At 68.0% G+C, this 15990-nt stretch carries 12 protein-coding genes; 10 read left to right on the top strand and 2 right to left on the bottom strand.

What is annotated here, in order from left to right; translation table 11 throughout:
- Positions 1 to 10 precede the first annotated feature (10 nt).
- From BBH56_RS08515 to polA, 3 genes are read left to right on the top strand one after another with little or no spacing between them, the layout of a single operon-like run.
- Positions 11 to 931, top strand: coding sequence for a LysR substrate-binding domain-containing protein (locus BBH56_RS08515; RefSeq protein WP_148122565.1), 921 nt, complete (start codon positions 11 to 13; stop codon positions 929 to 931).
- Between the two features lie 30 nt (positions 932 to 961).
- A complete protein-coding gene (gene uvrD, locus BBH56_RS08510; protein ID WP_148122564.1) occupies positions 962 to 3130 on the top strand; it encodes a DNA helicase II in 2169 nt (722 codons plus the stop codon).
- Positions 3131 to 3136: 6 nt separating this feature from the next.
- A complete protein-coding gene (gene polA, locus BBH56_RS08505) occupies positions 3137 to 5860 on the top strand; it encodes a DNA polymerase I (RefSeq protein WP_148122563.1) in 2724 nt (907 codons plus the stop codon).
- Positions 5861 to 6018: 158 nt separating this feature from the next.
- Here the strand turns inward: polA and yihA are convergent, their stop codons facing one another.
- Positions 6019 to 6624 carry a ribosome biogenesis GTP-binding protein YihA/YsxC gene (yihA, locus tag BBH56_RS08500; RefSeq protein ID WP_148122562.1) on the bottom strand — a complete coding sequence of 202 codons (606 nt, stop codon included), beginning with the start codon at positions 6622 to 6624 and terminating at the stop codon, positions 6019 to 6021.
- Positions 6625 to 6704: 80 nt separating this feature from the next.
- Here yihA and BBH56_RS08495 point away from each other — a divergent pair, with 80 nt between their 5' ends.
- From BBH56_RS08495 to BBH56_RS08475, 5 genes are all read left to right on the top strand, one after another.
- Positions 6705 to 7343, top strand: coding sequence for a c-type cytochrome (locus BBH56_RS08495; RefSeq protein WP_069133775.1), 639 nt, complete (start codon positions 6705 to 6707; stop codon positions 7341 to 7343).
- A gap of 193 nt (positions 7344 to 7536) precedes the next feature.
- Entirely contained in the window at positions 7537 to 9507 is a 1971-nt protein-coding gene (locus BBH56_RS08490) for a cytochrome c biogenesis protein ResB (protein WP_157809141.1), read from the top strand.
- A 28-nt stretch (positions 9508 to 9535) separates the two neighbouring features.
- Complete coding sequence (ccsB, locus tag BBH56_RS08485; RefSeq protein ID WP_235011925.1) at positions 9536 to 10678, top strand: c-type cytochrome biogenesis protein CcsB; 1143 nt, start codon at positions 9536 to 9538, stop codon at positions 10676 to 10678.
- 36 nt (positions 10679 to 10714) lie between these two features.
- Positions 10715 to 11365, top strand: coding sequence for a thiol:disulfide interchange protein DsbA/DsbL (locus BBH56_RS08480; RefSeq protein WP_235012746.1), 651 nt, complete (start codon positions 10715 to 10717; stop codon positions 11363 to 11365).
- A gap of 20 nt (positions 11366 to 11385) precedes the next feature.
- Positions 11386 to 12195: an endonuclease/exonuclease/phosphatase family protein gene (locus BBH56_RS08475; protein WP_318262533.1), complete on the top strand. Its 810-nt coding sequence runs from the start codon at positions 11386 to 11388 to the stop codon at positions 12193 to 12195.
- Here the strand turns inward: BBH56_RS08475 and BBH56_RS08470 are convergent.
- Positions 12122 to 12784 (bottom strand): arylesterase, encoded by a 663-nt coding sequence (locus tag BBH56_RS08470; RefSeq protein WP_148122559.1) that lies wholly within the window; start codon positions 12782 to 12784, stop codon positions 12122 to 12124. The two genes, BBH56_RS08475 and BBH56_RS08470, sit on opposite strands and share 74 nt — an antisense overlap.
- A gap of 25 nt (positions 12785 to 12809) precedes the next feature.
- Between BBH56_RS08470 and BBH56_RS08465 the strand changes: the two genes are divergently transcribed.
- Both BBH56_RS08465 and BBH56_RS08460 read left to right on the top strand, forming a co-directional pair.
- Positions 12810 to 13478, top strand: coding sequence for an ABC transporter ATP-binding protein (locus BBH56_RS08465; RefSeq protein ID WP_069133764.1), 669 nt, complete (start codon positions 12810 to 12812; stop codon positions 13476 to 13478).
- A complete protein-coding gene (locus BBH56_RS08460; RefSeq protein WP_148122558.1) occupies positions 13478 to 15955 on the top strand; it encodes an ABC transporter permease in 2478 nt (825 codons plus the stop codon). Before BBH56_RS08465 ends, BBH56_RS08460 begins: the two co-directional genes overlap by 1 nt.
- The last annotated feature ends 35 nt before the right edge of the window (positions 15956 to 15990 follow it).

Here is a 15990-nt window from a genome sequence, read left to right as displayed (position 1 = left end):
GGATGCGCCCATGAACCACGTCAACTTTCGCGATCTGCGCTATCTCGTCGCCGTCGCCGACCATCAGCATTTTGGCCGGGCGTCGGCGGCGTGTTTCGTCAGCCAGCCCACCCTGAGCACCCAGATCAAGAAGCTCGAGGCCTATCTCGAGGTGCAGCTGGTGGAGCGCACCAGCAAGCGGGTGCTGGTCACGCCCATCGGCCGCATGATCACCGAGCGGGCCCGGCAGATCCTCGACGAGGTGGACGATCTGGTCAGCGTCGCCCGCGCCGCGGGGGACCCGATGAGCGGGGATCTGCGCATCGGCATCATCCCCACCCTGGGGCCCTATCTGATCCCGCATCTGTTCCCGATCCTGCAGGCGCGCTATCCCAAGCTGCGGCTGCTGCTCCATGAGGAACGCACCCGCGGGCTCATCGACCGGCTGCGCGAGGGCACCCTCGACGCCGCCATCATGGGCGCGCCGGTGCCTGACGAGGGGCTGATCGCGCAGCCGCTTTTCAGGGAGCCGTTCGAGGTGGCGCTGCCGGAGTCGCATCCGCTGGCCGCCCGGGCCGAGATCAGCCGGGACGACCTGGACGCCACGCCCATGCTGCTGCTCGAGGAAGGGCATTGCATGCGCGATCAGGCCCTCGACTTCTGCTCGCGGGTGGGCGCCCAGCAGCATCAGGACTTCCGCGCCACCAGTCTCGAGACCCTGCGCCAGATGGTCGCCACCGGTGCCGGCGTGACGCTGCTGCCCACCCTGGCGGTGCAGGCAGCGGGCAATGCCACCGACGGGCTGGCGGTGCGGCCCTTCGCCGGCGGCAGCCCGCCGGTGCGCGAACTGGCCATCTATCGCCGCCGCGGCTGTGCCCGCGAACCGGTGGTCAGTGCGCTCGCCGAACTCATCCGTGATCTGCCGCCGGTCAGGGCGCTGCCGACCCCCTAGTCACCGGGCGCGCTGATATACTCCGGCGGCATGGATGTCTCTGATCTCATCGATCCGCTCAACCCCGCCCAGCGCGAGGCCGTCACCGCCCCGCAGGGGCATGCCCTGGTGCTGGCCGGGGCCGGCAGCGGCAAGACCCGGGTCCTGACCCACCGCGCCGCCTGGCTGGTGCGGGTCGAGGGTGCCACCCCCTGGAACCTGCTGGCCGTCACCTTCACCAACAAGGCCGCCGCCGAGATGCGCGCGCGCATCGAGTCGCTGCTCGGCATCAATGGCTCGGGCCTGTGGGTGGGCACCTTCCACGGCCTCAGTCACCGGCTGCTGCGCCTGCACTGGCAGGAAGCGGGCCTGCCCCAGGGCTTCCAGATCCTCGACAGCGAGGACCAGCGGCGTCTGGTCAAGCGCGTCATGCGCGATCTTGAAGTCGATGAAAACCGCTGGCCGGTGCGTCAGCTGCAGGGCTTCATCAATGCCCGCAAGGACGCCGGCGAGCGGGCCGAGGACCTGGACAGTGCCGATCCCTACAGTGGCGAGATGGCGCGGGTCTACGCCGCCTACGAACAGGCCTGCCGCAGCGCCGGGGTGGTGGACTTCGCCGAGCTGATGCTGCGCACGGTGGAAATGCTCCAGAACCACCTCGAGCTGCTGGGCCACTACCGGCGGCGTTTCCGCCATGTGCTGGTGGACGAGTTCCAGGACACCAACGGCATTCAGTACGAGTGGCTCAAGCTGCTCGCCGGGCCCGAGTCGGACGTGTTCATCGTCGGTGACGACGATCAGTCGATCTATGGCTGGCGTGGCGCGCGGGTGGAAAACCTCGAGCGCTTCCGCAACGACTACTCGCACACCCGGGTGCTGCGGCTTGAGCAGAACTACCGCTCGACCCGCACCATCCTCGACGCCGCCAACACCCTGATCGCGCGCAACAGCGACCGGCTGGGCAAAAAGCTCTGGACCGAAGGCGAGGCTGGCGAGCCCATCGCCCTGTACGCCGCGTTCAACGAGCAGGACGAGGCCCGGTTCGTGGTCGAGCGGCTCATGGCGATGGTCGAGGAACAGGGCCTGGCGCGCAGCGACGTCGCCATCCTCTACCGCTCCAACGCCCAGTCGCGCACGTTTGAGGAAGCCCTGATGGCGCGCCGCATCCCCTACCGGGTCTACGGTGGGCTGCGGTTTTTCGAGCGCGCCGAGATCAAGGACGCCCTGGCCTATCTGCGCCTGCTTGCCAATCGCGATGACAGTGCCGCGCTGGAGCGCATCATCAATACCCCCACCCGTGGCATCGGCAACCGCACGGTCGAGACGCTGCGCCTGACCGCCCGCGATCAGGGGGTCAGCCTGTGGGCCGCCGCCCGCGAACTGGTAAGCCGGCCGGGCGGGCTGCCGGCCCGGGCCGGCAACGCCCTGCGCGCGTTCGTCGAGCTGATCGACGGACTCGACCGCGAGACCGCCGACGCCGCCCTGGCCGACCGCATCGAGACCGTCGTCACCCGGACCGGGCTGCGCGGGCACCTGGGCAAGGACGGCTCTGACCGGGCCCAGGACAAGCTTGAAAACCTCGACGAGCTGATCACCGCGGCCGGCAACTTCGAGCAGGACAACACCGCCGAGGCCGAGATGGATCCGCTGACCGCGTTCCTCGCCCACGCCGCGCTGGAGGCCGGGGAAGGCCAGGCCGGTGCCTGGGAGGACTGCGTGCAGCTGATGACCCTGCACTCGGCCAAGGGCCTGGAGTTTCCGGTGGTGTTCCTGGCCGGGCTCGAGGAGGGGCTGTTCCCGCATCGCATGTCGGTGGAGGAACCCGGCCGACTCGAAGAGGAGCGCCGGCTGGCCTACGTCGGCATCACCCGGGCGCGTCAGCGCCTGCTGATCACCTATGCCGAGCGCCGCCGCCTGCATGGTCGTGACGACTTCGCCATCGCCTCGCGGTTCATCCGCGAGCTGCCCCCGGCGCTGGTGGACGAGGTGCGGGCGCGCTTCTCGGTGACCGGCCCGGATGCCGCGGGCAGCGGCCTGGGCGAGAGCCCCGCCACCCAGGCCGAGTTCGGCCTGGGGGAACGGGTCCAGCACAGCCGCTTCGGTGAAGGCGTGGTCCTCGACTGCGAGGGCAACGGCCCCAACGCCCGCATCCAGGTCAACTTCAACGATGCGGGCACCAAGTGGCTCGTCGCCGCCTATGCCAACCTCGAACGGATCTAGACTGCCATGAGTGACCCCGACAAGCGCCTGCTGCTGGTGGACGGCTCGTCCTATCTGTACCGCGCCTATCACGCCCTGCCGCCGCTGACCAATAGCGCGGGCGAGCCCACCGGCGCCGTCTATGGGGTGATCAGCATGCTGCGCCGACTGATCGAGGACTATCGCCCGGTGCACATGGGGGTCGTCTTTGACGCCCCGGGCCGGACATTCCGTGACGAACTGTTCGCCGAGTACAAGGCCAACCGCCCGCCCATGCCGGATGATCTGGCCGCTCAGCTCGAACCCCTCAAGGCGGTGGTGCGGGCCATGGGCCTGCCACTGATCGAAGTCGGCGGCGTCGAAGCGGACGACGTCATCGGCACCCTTGCCGTGCGCGGCCGGGATGAGGGGCTGACGCTGCTGATCTCCACCGGTGACAAGGACATGGCGCAGCTCGTCAACGGCGCGGTCACCCTGCTCAACACCATGTCCAACACCACCCTCGACCGCGACGCGGTCATCGACAAGTTCGGCGTGCCGCCCGAGCAGATCATCGATTATCTGGCCCTGGTGGGCGATACCTCGGACAACATCCCGGGCGTCCCCAAGGTGGGACCCAAGACCGCCGCCAAGTGGCTGACCCAGTACCAGTCCATCGATGGCATCCGTGCCCATGCCGGGGAGATCGGCGGCAAGGTGGGCGAGAGCCTGCGCGAGCACCTCGACGAGCTGGACCTCTCGCGGCAGCTGGCGACCATTGACTGCGACGTCGATCTGCCGCTTGAGCCACTCGCCATCCGACTGGCGGACCCTGATCGCGACGAACTGGCCCGCCGTTACCGCCATCTCGGGTTCAACACCTGGCTGCGTGAGGTCGAAGCCGATGGCGATGGCGACGACCCGCCGCCGGCGGTCACCCGGCATGATCCGGCCGACCCCCAGGCGGACTACGAGTGCATCCAGGATGAGGACCGCCTTGACGAGTGGCTGGAGCGGCTGGCGGCGGCACCCTGCTTTGCCCTGGATCTGGAGACCGACAGCCTTGACTACATGCGTGCCCGCATCGTCGGTGTGTCGTTTGCCGTGACCGCCGGCGAGGCGGCCTATCTGCCGCTGGCGCACACCGGCCCGGATCAGCCCCGCCAGCTGGATCGTGAGGCAACGCTTGAGCGGCTCAGACCGCTGCTCGAGGACCCGGAGGCCGGCAAGCTGGGGCAGAACCTCAAATACGACATGAGCGTGCTCGCCAATCACGGCATCACCCTGCGCGGCGTGGTCCACGACACCATGCTCGAGTCGTACTGCCTGGATGCCACGGCGGCGCGCCACGACATGGACTCGTTGGCGCAGAAATACCTCAACTATCGGCCCATCGGCTATGAGGCGGTGGCCGGCAAGGGCGCCCGGCAGATCACCTTCGATCAGGTCGGCCTGGATCAGGCGGTGGATTATGCCGCCGAGGACGCCGACATCAGCCTCCGTCTGCACGAGTCGCTGTGGCCGTCGCTGGCCGAGCGCAGCGGGCCGCGATCGGTCTACGAGACCATCGAGCTGCCGCTGCTGCCGGTGCTCTCGCGCATTGAGCGCACTGGCGTGCGGGTGGATGCCGGACTGCTGGCCACCCAGAGCCGCGAGCTCGCGGAGACCATGCAGCGGCTCGAGTCGCAGGCCCATGAAGCCGCCGGCGGGCCCTTCAACCTCGGCTCGCCCAAGCAGATCCAGGAGATCCTCTACGAGCGCCAGGGCCTGCCGGTGCTGGCCAAGACCCCCAAGGGCGCCCCCTCCACCGCCGAGTCGGTCCTCGAGGAGCTCGCCGCTCAGGGTCATGACCTGCCGCGCCTGATCCTCGACTATCGCGGCGTCTCGAAGCTGCGCTCGACCTACACCGAAAAGCTGCCCGGGCTGATCAACCCCGGAACCGGGCGGGTGCATACCTCCTACCATCAGGCCGTGGCGGCCACCGGGCGGCTGTCATCGTCGGATCCCAACCTGCAGAACATCCCCATCCGCACGCCCGAGGGCCGGCGCATCCGTCGCGCCTTCGTGCCCACGCCGGGCTATCGGCTGATGGCGGCGGACTACTCGCAGGTCGAGCTGCGCATCATGGCGCATCTGTCCGGCGACGACGGGCTGCGCCGGGCGTTTGCCGAGGGCCTGGATATCCATGCCGCCACCGCCGCCGAGGTGTTCGGGGGTGAGGCCGCGGCGGTCAGCGACGACCAGCGCCGCGCCGCCAAGGCCATCAACTTTGGCCTCATCTACGGCATGTCGGCCTGGGGGCTCGCCCGCCAGCTGGGCATCGAGCGCGGTGAGGCGCAGAGCTATGTCGATCGCTATTTCGAGCGCTACCCGGGTGTCCGCGCGTTCATGGACGCGACCCGCGCCCGGGCCCACGAGCAGGGCTATGTCGAGACGGTCTATGGCCGGCGGCTCTACCTGCCCGAGATCAACAGCCGCAACAACCAGCGCCGCCAGTATGCCGAGCGCACCGCCATCAACGCCCCCATGCAGGGGACGGCCGCCGACATCATCAAGCGCGCCATGATTGCGGTGGACGACTGGATCACCCGCGAGCAGCCCGACGCGACGCTGGTCATGCAGGTTCACGACGAGCTGGTGCTGGAAGTGCCGGCGGGCGAGGAAGCCGCGATCGGCGAGCGGATCCGCGGTTTCATGGCCGATGCGGCGGATCTCGACGTGGCGCTGGAGGTGGAGGTCGGAGTCGGCGACGACTGGGACACCGCGCACTGAACTTCGCCGTGACCGGCGCTGTCATTATAAGTGCGTCAGTGCCCGGCGCGGCCCGCGACTCCCTCCCTTGAGCGCGGGTCAGTCTGGCCCGGTCATTCACCCCCCTATGACCGGGCCAAACGTCCCCGGCATCCACCCCCCCTGGATGCCGGGGTTTTTTATGTCTGCAACCAGCGGTCGAGCTGCTCACGGGCGGCCTCCACACCCTGGCGCGTCTGTGCCGAGAACAGTTGCACCGTCGCCATGGCGCAGTGCCCGCCGGCGTCACGTCGGACCGCCTGCAGGGTGTTGCCCGCCGCGCCGCGGCGCAGCTTGTCAGCCTTGCTGAGCAGGATATGCGCGGGCAGCCCGGCGGCATCGCACCAGGCCAGCATCTGCTGATCCAGCGGGCCCAGCGGGTGGCGGATATCCATGATCAGCACCAGACCGCGGAGGCTCTCGCGACCTTCGAGATACTGCGGCAGCACCTGCTGCCAGTGGTTACGGACCGAGGGCGGCGCTTTGGCGTAGCCATAGCCGGGCAGATCCATGAGGCGCGTCGCCGTGACATCGTCGGTCAGCGGGAAGACGTTGATCTGCTGGGTCCGCCCGGGCGTCTTGCTGACCCGGGCGAGCTGCTTCTGGTCGGTGATGGCGTTGAGTGCGCTGGACTTGCCGGCGTTCGAGCGCCCGGCTAAGGCCACCTCGGCGCCCTGGTCGGGGGGCAGTTGCTCGAGCTGTGCGGCGGACAGAAGGAATTGCGCACGGCGGTAATCTAGTGTCATTGTCTCAACCAAGACCGCTGAATTGACCCCTTCGGGGGGCGTTGGTATAAAGCCATTCTATCCAAGAACTGTCGGACATCATGATCGTTAAGTTGTTATCCGCGCTCGCCGCGCTGTGCCTGATGAGCGGGGCGGCCCAGGCCCAGCTCGAAAACGCCGACCCGAAGCGCGGTGAGGCCGCCTCAGCCACCTGTGTCGCCTGCCACGGGGCGGATGGCAACAGTGTCGTGCCCAACTACCCCAACCTGGCCGGGCAGCACGCGGACTACATCTACGAGCACCTGCAGTTCTACAAATCCGGCGAGCGCGAGAACGCGATCATGCTGGGCCAGGCGGCCGGGCTCGACAAGCAGACCATGGCCGATCTGGCGGTCTACTTCTCGGAGCTCGACGCCGAGCTGGGTGAGACCCCCGAAGAGCTGCTCAGCACCGGGCGCAGCATCTACATGGGTGGCATCGCCGAGAAGGGCGTGCCGGCCTGTGTCAGCTGTCACGGCCCCGGGGGCATGGGCGTGCCCAGCAGCGGCTATCCGCGGCTGAGCGGCCAGAAGGTCGAATACACCATCGAGCAGCTCGGGCTGTACCAGTCCGGCAAACGCTCGGGCTACGGTCAGGCCGGGCTGATGAACGACATCGCCTCGAAGCTCGATGACGAAGAGATCCAGGCTGTCGCCAACTACGTGCGCGGCCTTTACCCGACGGATATTGCAGCCGAATAGTTCGCGACCGATGGCAAATCCCCCGTTGGCGGATGGTTAAACCCACCGCCGACGCGCGGTAATATAACGTCGATAGCGAACAGGTGGGCATTCAATGGTTCAGAATGCTGCGACAGTGACAGACAGCCCCACGGGCGGAAAGCGACGCGACAGGCGGCGCTCCGGCAGTATTTGGCTCGAATTCCTGGGGTCGATGAACCTCGCGATCACCCTGCTGGTGGTGGTCAGCATCGCTTCGATCATCGGCACCGTCCTGCCCCAGAACAATCCCTATAACGAATATCTCATCCAGTTCGGGCCGTTCTGGTTCGAGGTCTTCCGCATGCTCAACCTCTACGACGTCTACTCGGCGTGGTGGTTTCTGGGCATTCTCGGCTTTCTCATCCTGTCCACCGGGGTCTGTGTCAGCCGGCATATTCCCGGCGTCTGGCGCGAAGTCACCCGCTATCGCACCCATGTGCGCGAGCGCTCGTTGCTGGCGCTCTCCAACCACCGGCGCTGGCAGGTCGGGGCCGATGCGGAATCCGCGGAGATGCTCGCCGATTCGGCGTTCCGCGGCTATGGCTACCGCACCCGGCGTGAGGTGCGCGGTGACACGGTGATCCTGGCCGGCATGAAGGGCGGCGCCACCCGGGCGGGCTATGTGCTTACCCACGTCGCCGTGGTGGTGATCGCCGTGGGCGCGCTGATCGACGGCAACATCAACCTCAAGATCCGCGAGATGACCGGCGATCTGGCCATCGAGACCCGCGATCTGCCGGTCTCCCAGGTACCCGGTGAGAGCTGGCTGCCGCCCGAGAGTGGCTCGTTCCGCGGCAACATCACCATCCCCGAGGACAGCAACAGCAGCGTGACCTTCCTCCAGGTCCGCGACGGCTATCTCGTCCAGGAACTGCCATTCGAGATCTATCTCGAGGACTTTCGCATCGACCATTACCCCAATGGCATGCCGAGCAGTTACGAGAGTGACCTGGTCATTCATGACCCCACCCTCGAAGACCCCATCCGCAAGACCATCTCGGTCAATGAGCCGCTCACCCACCGCGGCCATACGCTGTACCAGGCCTCGTTCACCGATGGCGGCACGGCGCTGGACCTGACCGGACACATCCTCGATGGCTCCGGCGCCTCCATGCCCGTGGACGGCCGGGTGTTCGAGAACCTGCGCCTGCAGCTGGGCGGCATCGAGCGCACCCTCGAGATCGACGACTTCCAGCTTTTCAACGTCAATCCGGACCCGCGGGCCGTCGAGCGGACCGGCGCCCGGGACGAGTTCCGTAACGTCGGGCCGTCGTTCAACTACACCATGCGCGATGACGCCGGCCAGGCGCGCGAGTTTCATACCTACATGGCGCCGGTGGAAATCGACGGGCGCTGGTACTACCTGCACGGCGTGCGCAGCAGCCCCGGCCAGCCGTTCCAGTACCTGCATGTGCCGGCCGATGACGACGCCTCGATGAAGACCTTTCTCGACTTCTACGCCGCACTGGACGATCCCAACCGCGTGAAACAGGCCTCGCAGCGGGCCGCCGATGGGCTGCTGGCGCAGATGGGCGTGGCCAATCCCGAGCTGGGTGCGCGGGTGGCGGGCACCGCCGATGACATGATCGCGACCCTGCTGGACGGGGGCTTCGGCGCCGTCAACCGGCAGCTCGAAGACCGTGTGGCCGGCTCCAACCGCCCCGAGATGCTGCTGGAGTTCTCCCGCTCGGTGCTTCAGCGCACCCTGTTCGAGATCTACCGCGAGGTGCTCGCCGCGCGCGAGGGTGTGCAGCTGTCGATGGTGCAGACCGATGCCGATCAGCGGGCATTCTTCGAGGACGCCATGAACGCGGTCTCCACCGTCTCGGATTATGGCGCGCCGGTGATCTTTAGTATCGATCACTTTGATCACCGTCAGGCCACGGGCCTTCAAATCACCCGCGCCCCGGGCAAGAATGTGGTCTATGCCGGCTCGGCAATGCTCACGATCGGGGTGTTTCTGCTTTTTTATGTCTCGCATCGGCGCGTCTGGGCGCTGATCACCCCGCGGGACAACGGTGGCGCCGACCTGTTGATGGCCGGTGCCAATCAGCGCCAGCCCGAGGCCTTTGCGGAGGAGTTTGGAGAACTGGCGGATGCGGTCGACCAACAGCTCGAGCGCGACAACACGGATCGAGGTTAAGGAAATGGTAGCGTCCCGCGAAGAAATGATGCGTCAGATGCGCCGCCCGTCCCTGTGGCAGCGGCTGACGGTGAGTGACTGGGCCTGGGCGGCCCTGGTCGCGGTGGCCACCGCCGGCACCTTCCAGGTGCTGGGCGATGTCATGAACGGCTACGAGGTGGTGATCACCCTGTTCACCGCCGGGGTGATGATCGGCATCGGCTGGCACTGGGGCGAGTCAAAGATCTACATGGCCGCGGTCTGCCTGCTGAGCCTGTTCGCGGTCATGCGCTACCCGGCGCTGGGGGCCGCACAGACGGATTTCTTCCTGCAGTACCTGCTCTCCAGCCAGTCCGCGATCATGTGGATGAGCGCGCTGTTCCCGGCCGCGACGCTGGTCTATGGCGTCTCGCTATTTACCGGCCACCGCTTCACCGGCCAGGTGGCCTCGACGCTGACCTGGTTCGGCGCCGGCGCCGGGCTGGTGGGCCTGCTGGTGCGCTGGCACGAGACCCATCTGTTCGCCGGGGGCATCGGCTATATCCCGGTCAGCAACCTCTACGAGGTGTTCGTGCTGTTCGCGGTCATCACCGCGCTGATCTACCTCTACTACGAAAAGGCCCAGCAGACCTATTCCATGGGGTTTTTCGTGCTGCTGGTGATCACCGCCTCGGTGGGTTTCCTGCTCTGGTACCACTTTGACCGGGGCGCCTCGCAGATCGAACCGCTGGTCCCGGCCCTGAAAAGCTACTGGATGAAGATCCACGTGCCCACCAACTTCATCGGCTATGGCTGCTTTGCCATCGCCGCGATGCTGGGTGTGGCGTATCTGATCCGCGCACGGGTGCCCGACGACAGCAAATGGGCCGACCGGCTGCCCACCCTCAAGCAGATCGACGATGTCAGCTATCGCAGCATCGCCCTGGGCTTCGCGTTTTTCACGGTGGCCACCATCCTTGGCGCCCTGTGGGCGGCCGAGGCCTGGGGCGCCTACTGGTCGTGGGACCCCAAGGAGACCTGGGCGCTGATCGTCTGGCTCAACTACGCGGCCTGGCTGCATCTGCGCTATACCAAGGGCCTGCGCGGCACGCCCATGGCCTGGTGGGCGGTGATCGGCCTGTTCGTCACCACCTTCGCCTTTCTGGGGGTCAACATGTTCCTCTCGGGACTGCACTCCTACGGCGAACTGTAGGATGATGGACGTCATGACTTTCAACGGAGCCGATTCATGCGACTGACTTTCTCGATGGGCCGTTGGGCCCCGGCGGCGCTGCTGCTGTTTGGCCTGGCGGCCGCACTGATCACCGGGCCGGCCGCCGCCCAGCAGGGCTATTCGGTGCTCGACAACCCCCAGCCCACCGACAGCACGGGCGACGCCGTGCAGGTGCGCGAGTTCTTCTCGTATGGCTGTCCGCACTGCGCCGACTTCGAGCCGGTCCTCAGCGACTGGGTGGCGGAGAACGAAGGGCGAGTCGATCTGGTGCACACACCCATCACCTTCGGCCGCGACAGCTGGGCCGTACTGGCCCGGGCCTATTACGCTGCCGATGCGCTGGGCATCCTCGATCAGACCCATCGGGCCATGTTTGATGCGATCCACGAGGAGGGTCGCCAGTTTGAGAGCCATGCCGATGTGGCGGCCTTCTACGCCAGCGTGGCCGACGTGAGCGAGGCCGAAGTGATGGATGCGCTGAATTCGTTCGCGGTCAGCTCCAGCCTCAACCGCGCCGAGCGTCTGGCCGGTGCCTACGGGGTGCGCGGGACGCCGTCGCTGGGCGTGGCCGGGCAGTACCTGGTGGATGTGCGCCAGGCCGGTGGGCAGCGGGGCATGCTGGACGTGGCCGATTCGCTGGTAGCCGGCGAAGCGGGTGAGGGCTGAACCGCCCGGGGCCCGAGACCATGGATCGATTGCCGGCCCGGCTGCGGCTGATGAGCTTCAACATCCAGGCCGGCATCGAGACGCGTTACTACCACCAGTATTTCACCCGCGGCTGGCGTCATGTGCTGCCGGATACCGCGCGCATGCCCAACCTGCGGCGCATCGCCGAGACCATCCGCGGCTTTGATCTGGTGGGCCTCCAGGAGCTGGACGCCGGCAGCCTGCGCAGCGGCTTCGTCGATCAGACCGCATTCCTGGCCGAGACCGCGGCCTTCCCGCACCGCTATACCCAGACCAACCGGCCGCTGGGGCGGCTCGCCCAGCACAGCAATGGCCTGCTCGCGCGCTGCCCGGCGACCACGGTGAGCGAGCACCGCCTGCCGGGACGGATACCCGGCCGCGGGGCGTTGATGGTGCGCTTTTCCACCGCGCGGGATGATCTGCTGGTGGTGCTGCTGCACCTGGCGCTGAGCCAGCGCGCGCGGCTCAATCAGCTGGCCTACATCGCCGAGTGCATCGCCGATGAGTCACATGCCATCGTCATGGGGGATCTGAACTGCCACTCGAGCAGTCCCGAGCTGCGCTATCTATGCGCCGAGACGGGCCTGCGCGAACCGGCCAGCACCGAGCCCACCTATCCCAGCTGGCGGCCGGCCCGCAATATCGATCATATTCTGGTCACTCCCAGTCTGGCGGTGGAGGCGGTCGAAGTGCTGGACGCCCCGCTGTCCGATCATCTGCCGATGACCATGACGGTCAGTCTGCCGGCGAGCCTTCAGGGTCCGATTCAAGCAGCGGGGCAAGCCCCGACCATACCGTCTGAAGGATGATCGGCTGGGCCTTTGCATTGGGGTGAATGCCGTCCGACTGCATGAGTGACGGGTCCTCGGCCACGCCGTCGAGCAGCATCGGAATCAGGCGCACGCCGGTGCGCTCGGCGACATCGCGGTAGACTTGGCGGAACCGCTCGATGAATGCGGTGCCATAATTGGCAGGAAGGCGCACGCCGGCCAGCAGCACCCGGGCGCCGGCCGCCCGTGAGCGCTCGATCATCGCGAGCAGGTTGTCGCGCATGGCGGCGGGCGAGATGCCGCGCAGGCCGTCGTTGCCGCCGAGCGCGATGATGACGATGGACGGCTCGTGGCGCTCGAGGGCCGCGGGCAGACGAGCCCCGGCGCCGGCGGTGGTCTCGCCGCTGATCGCCGCGTTGATGACCCGGCTGTCGGGGCCGAGGCGCTCGGACAGCTGCGCCACCCAGCCCGATTCGGTGGGCATGTTATAAGCGGCCGAAAGGCTGTCGCCCAGGACCAGGACCCGCTCGTCAGCGGCGCCGGCGCCCATGGCCGGCCCCACCACCAGCAGGGTCAGCCACAGTAAACACGACGCATGCAGGAGTCGACCGCGTATGCCCCAACCCATGGAATCCTCCCGTCAAGACCCGCCGATGCTTGAAGCGAGCGCCCTGGCGATGCGCTTCGAGGCCCCGGAAGGCCGGATCAGCCTGTTCGAAAACCTTGATCTTAGCATTGATGCCGGCGACTCCCTGGCGATTCTGGGGACATCGGGCTCGGGCAAGTCGACCCTGCTGGGCCTGCTCGCGGGACTCGACCTGCCGAGCGGCGGCCGGGTCAGCCTGGCCGGAGAGGATCTCACCGAGCTGGACGAGGATCAGCGCGCCGCCCTGCGCAGCGGCCGGGTCGGATTCGTGTTTCAGGCCTTCCACCTGCTGCCCGGCCTGACCGCCCTTGAAAACGTCATGCTGCCCGCGGAGCTGGCCGGCGAGCGCCAGGCCCGCCCGCAGGCCGCTGCCGCCCTGGAACGGGTGGGCCTGGCCGATCGCACCGCCCACTACCCCGCCCAGCTGTCGGGCGGCGAGCAGCAGCGCGTGGCCCTGGCCCGGGCGTTCGTCAGCCGCCCGCAGATCCTGTTTGCCGATGAGCCCACCGGCAACCTCGATCATCACACCGGTGAGCAGGTCATTGATCTGCTGTTCGCCCTCAATCGCGACTACGGCACCACCCTGATCCTGGTCACCCACGACCATGCCGTCGCCGCGCGCTGCGCCCGGGTGCGCTACCTGCGCGATGGCGCGCTGGCCACGGAGGCCGGCTGATGCTGGCGCTGCGGCTGCTCTACCGGGACTGGCGCGGCGGCGAACTGCGCCTGCTGGCGCTGGCGCTGATCATTGCCGTGGCCGCCGTCACCGGCGTGTCGTGGCTGGCTGACCGGGTCGCCGGTGCCACCGAGGCCCGCGCCGCCGACCTGCTGGCCGCGGACCGGGCAGTGGAATACCCGCGCCACATCCCCGATGACTGGCAGGCCGACGCCGAATCCCGGGGCCTGACCACGGCGCGCACGGCGGTCTTCCCCACCGTGGTCCTCAATGACGCCGCCAGCCGGCTGGTCTCGGCCAAGGCCGTCAGTGACCGCTATCCCCTGCGCGGCAGCTTGCGCATCCAGCCCCGGGCGGGGGCTGAAGAGGTCGTCCCCGATGGCATTCCCGCCCCGGGCACGGCCTGGATCGAGTCGCGCCTGCTGGGGCTGCTGGATGTCTCGGTGGGCGATACCCTCGAAATCGGCGCCCAGACCCTGGAGGTGGCAGGGATCCTCAGTTTTGAGCCCGACCGCGGTCAGGGCTTTGGCGGGCTGGCGCCGCGGCTGATGTTCAACCACGCCGATCTGGCCGCCACCGAGCTGATCGGCGAGGGCAGCCGGGTCCGGCATAAACTGCTGCTTGCGGGTCCCCGCCCGGCGCTCGACGGGTTCACCGATCAGCTGGTGGCCCGCGAGGGCAATGCCGTGGAGATCGAGCGACCCAGCGAGCAGGGCCGCGGCGCCTCGGAGATCATCGAGCAGGCTAAGCGCTTTCTGGGTCTGGCGGCACTGCTGACGGTGATCGTGGCCGGCGTGGCGGTGCTGCTGACCGTGCGCCACTATGCCGAGCGCCAGATCACCGGCGTGGCCGTGATGCGCGCCATTGGCGCCACCCGGCGACAGGTGCTGGCGCTGATGATCGGCAAGCTGTTGTGGCTGGGACTGTTCGCCGGCGCCATTGGCGCCGGGCTGGGCTATCTGCTGCACCTGGGCATGCTGGCACTGGTGGCCGAGCTGCTCGACACCCGACTGCCGCCGGCGGGCTGGCAGCCGCTGGCCACCGGCTGGCTGACCGCTGCCGCGGCGCTGGTGGGGTTCGCCCTGCCCACCCTGGCGCGCCTGCGCAATGCCCCGCCCATGCGGGTGCTGCGCCAGGACCTGGGCAGCGGGCTGCTGGGCGCCGGCGTGCCGTTGCTGGCGGCGGCCGGCGTCATCATCGCGCTGATGGCCTGGCAGGCCGGCGATCCACGGGTGACGCTGAGTGTGCTGGGCGCGGTGACCGCCACCCTGGCCCTGCTGACCGCGGTGGCCGCGGCGGTGGTCTACGGCGCCCGGGCCTGGTCCCGGCGCGGTGGCAATCGACGCCTGCTGTGGCTGACCGGCTTCACCCGCCGGCCAGTGACCGCGGTCATCCAGATCGTGGCGGTGGGCGTGGGCCTGATGAGCCTCTTTTTGCTGGCGGTGGTGCGCAACGACCTGCTGAGCGCCTGGGAGAGCGAAATCCCCGCCGATGCCCCCAACCAGTTCCTGATCAACATCCAGCCCGATGAGCTGGACGGCGTCCGCTCGCGGCTGGCCGAGGCGCAGATCGACACGCGCTTCTACCCCATGGTTCGGGCGCGGCTGACCGGACTGAACGACGCGGCGGTACAGGCCGGCGACTACGACAGCGCCCAGGCCCGCCGCCTGGCGCGGCGCGAGTTCAACCTGTCGTGGACCACCGAGCTGCAGTCGGACAACCGCATCGTCGCCGGCGAGTGGTGGGGTGATGTCGACGACCCGTCGCCGCAGCTGTCCGTGGAAACCGATTTTGCCGAGGAAATCGGTGTCGAGCCGGGCGATCGCATGACCTTCAGCTCCGGCGGCCAGCGCGTCACCGCCCGGGTCACCAGCCTGCGCGAGGTGCGCTGGGAGAGCTTCAACGTCAACTTCTTCGTGCTGGCCTCGCCCGGGACCTTCGACGACCTGCCGGCGACCTGGCTGACCAGTTTTCATCTGCCGTCGGACCAGGGGCAGGTCCTCAACGACCTGGTCCGGACCTATCCCAGCGTGACACCGATCGATGTGAGCAGCGTGCTGCGCATCGTGCGCACCATCATCGATCAGGGATCGAGCGTGGTGGAGCTCATGGCCCTGCTGACCCTGGCGGCGGGCGTGCTGGTGCTGCTGGCGGCCCTGCAGATCACCGGCGAGCAGCGCCGCTTTGAGAGTGCCCTGCTGCGGGCCCTCGGCGCCAGCGGCCGACGCATCCGGCGCATGGCACGGCTGGAGTTCTGGCTGGTGGGCCTGGTGGCCGGCAGTCTGGCCGGCCTGGCCGCCACGGCCGCCGGCATGGTGGTCGCCGAGGTGCTGTTCAGCCTGGACTACCCGTTCCGGCCGCTGACCCTGGTGGTGGGCGCGCTGGTGGGACTGGTCACCGTCTGGGCTGCCGGCGCCCTGGGGGCGCGGCGCTACTATCGGGCGTCGCCGATGCGGTTATTGCGGGAAGGGGGATGAAACACCGCGCGGGGCGGTGGTGTGCCGCTTCCGTC

The organism is Spiribacter roseus (assembly GCF_002813635.1).
GTDB lineage: Bacteria > Pseudomonadota > Gammaproteobacteria > Nitrococcales > Nitrococcaceae > Spiribacter > Spiribacter roseus.
Note: the sequence above shows the minus strand (reverse complement) of the source record. Positions and strands in the feature narration are given on the sequence as shown.

Coding starts and splice junctions, on each gene's coding strand:
- BBH56_RS08515 (WP_148122565.1), top strand. CDS start 11: ATGAACCACGTCAACTTTCGCGATCTGCGCTATCTCGTCGCCGTCGCC.
- uvrD (WP_148122564.1), top strand. CDS start 962: ATGGATGTCTCTGATCTCATCGATCCGCTCAACCCCGCCCAGCGCGAG.
- polA (WP_148122563.1), top strand. CDS start 3,137: ATGAGTGACCCCGACAAGCGCCTGCTGCTGGTGGACGGCTCGTCCTAT.
- yihA (WP_148122562.1), bottom strand. CDS start 6,624: ATGACACTAGATTACCGCCGTGCGCAATTCCTTCTGTCCGCCGCACAG.
- BBH56_RS08495 (WP_069133775.1), top strand. CDS start 6,705: ATGATCGTTAAGTTGTTATCCGCGCTCGCCGCGCTGTGCCTGATGAGC.
- BBH56_RS08490 (WP_157809141.1), top strand. CDS start 7,537: ATGAACCTCGCGATCACCCTGCTGGTGGTGGTCAGCATCGCTTCGATC.
- ccsB (WP_235011925.1), top strand. CDS start 9,536: ATGCGTCAGATGCGCCGCCCGTCCCTGTGGCAGCGGCTGACGGTGAGT.
- BBH56_RS08480 (WP_235012746.1), top strand. CDS start 10,715: ATGCGACTGACTTTCTCGATGGGCCGTTGGGCCCCGGCGGCGCTGCTG.
- BBH56_RS08475 (WP_318262533.1), top strand. CDS start 11,386: ATGGATCGATTGCCGGCCCGGCTGCGGCTGATGAGCTTCAACATCCAG.
- BBH56_RS08470 (WP_148122559.1), bottom strand. CDS start 12,784: ATGGGTTGGGGCATACGCGGTCGACTCCTGCATGCGTCGTGTTTACTG.
- BBH56_RS08465 (WP_069133764.1), top strand. CDS start 12,810: ATGCTTGAAGCGAGCGCCCTGGCGATGCGCTTCGAGGCCCCGGAAGGC.
- BBH56_RS08460 (WP_148122558.1), top strand. CDS start 13,478: ATGCTGGCGCTGCGGCTGCTCTACCGGGACTGGCGCGGCGGCGAACTG.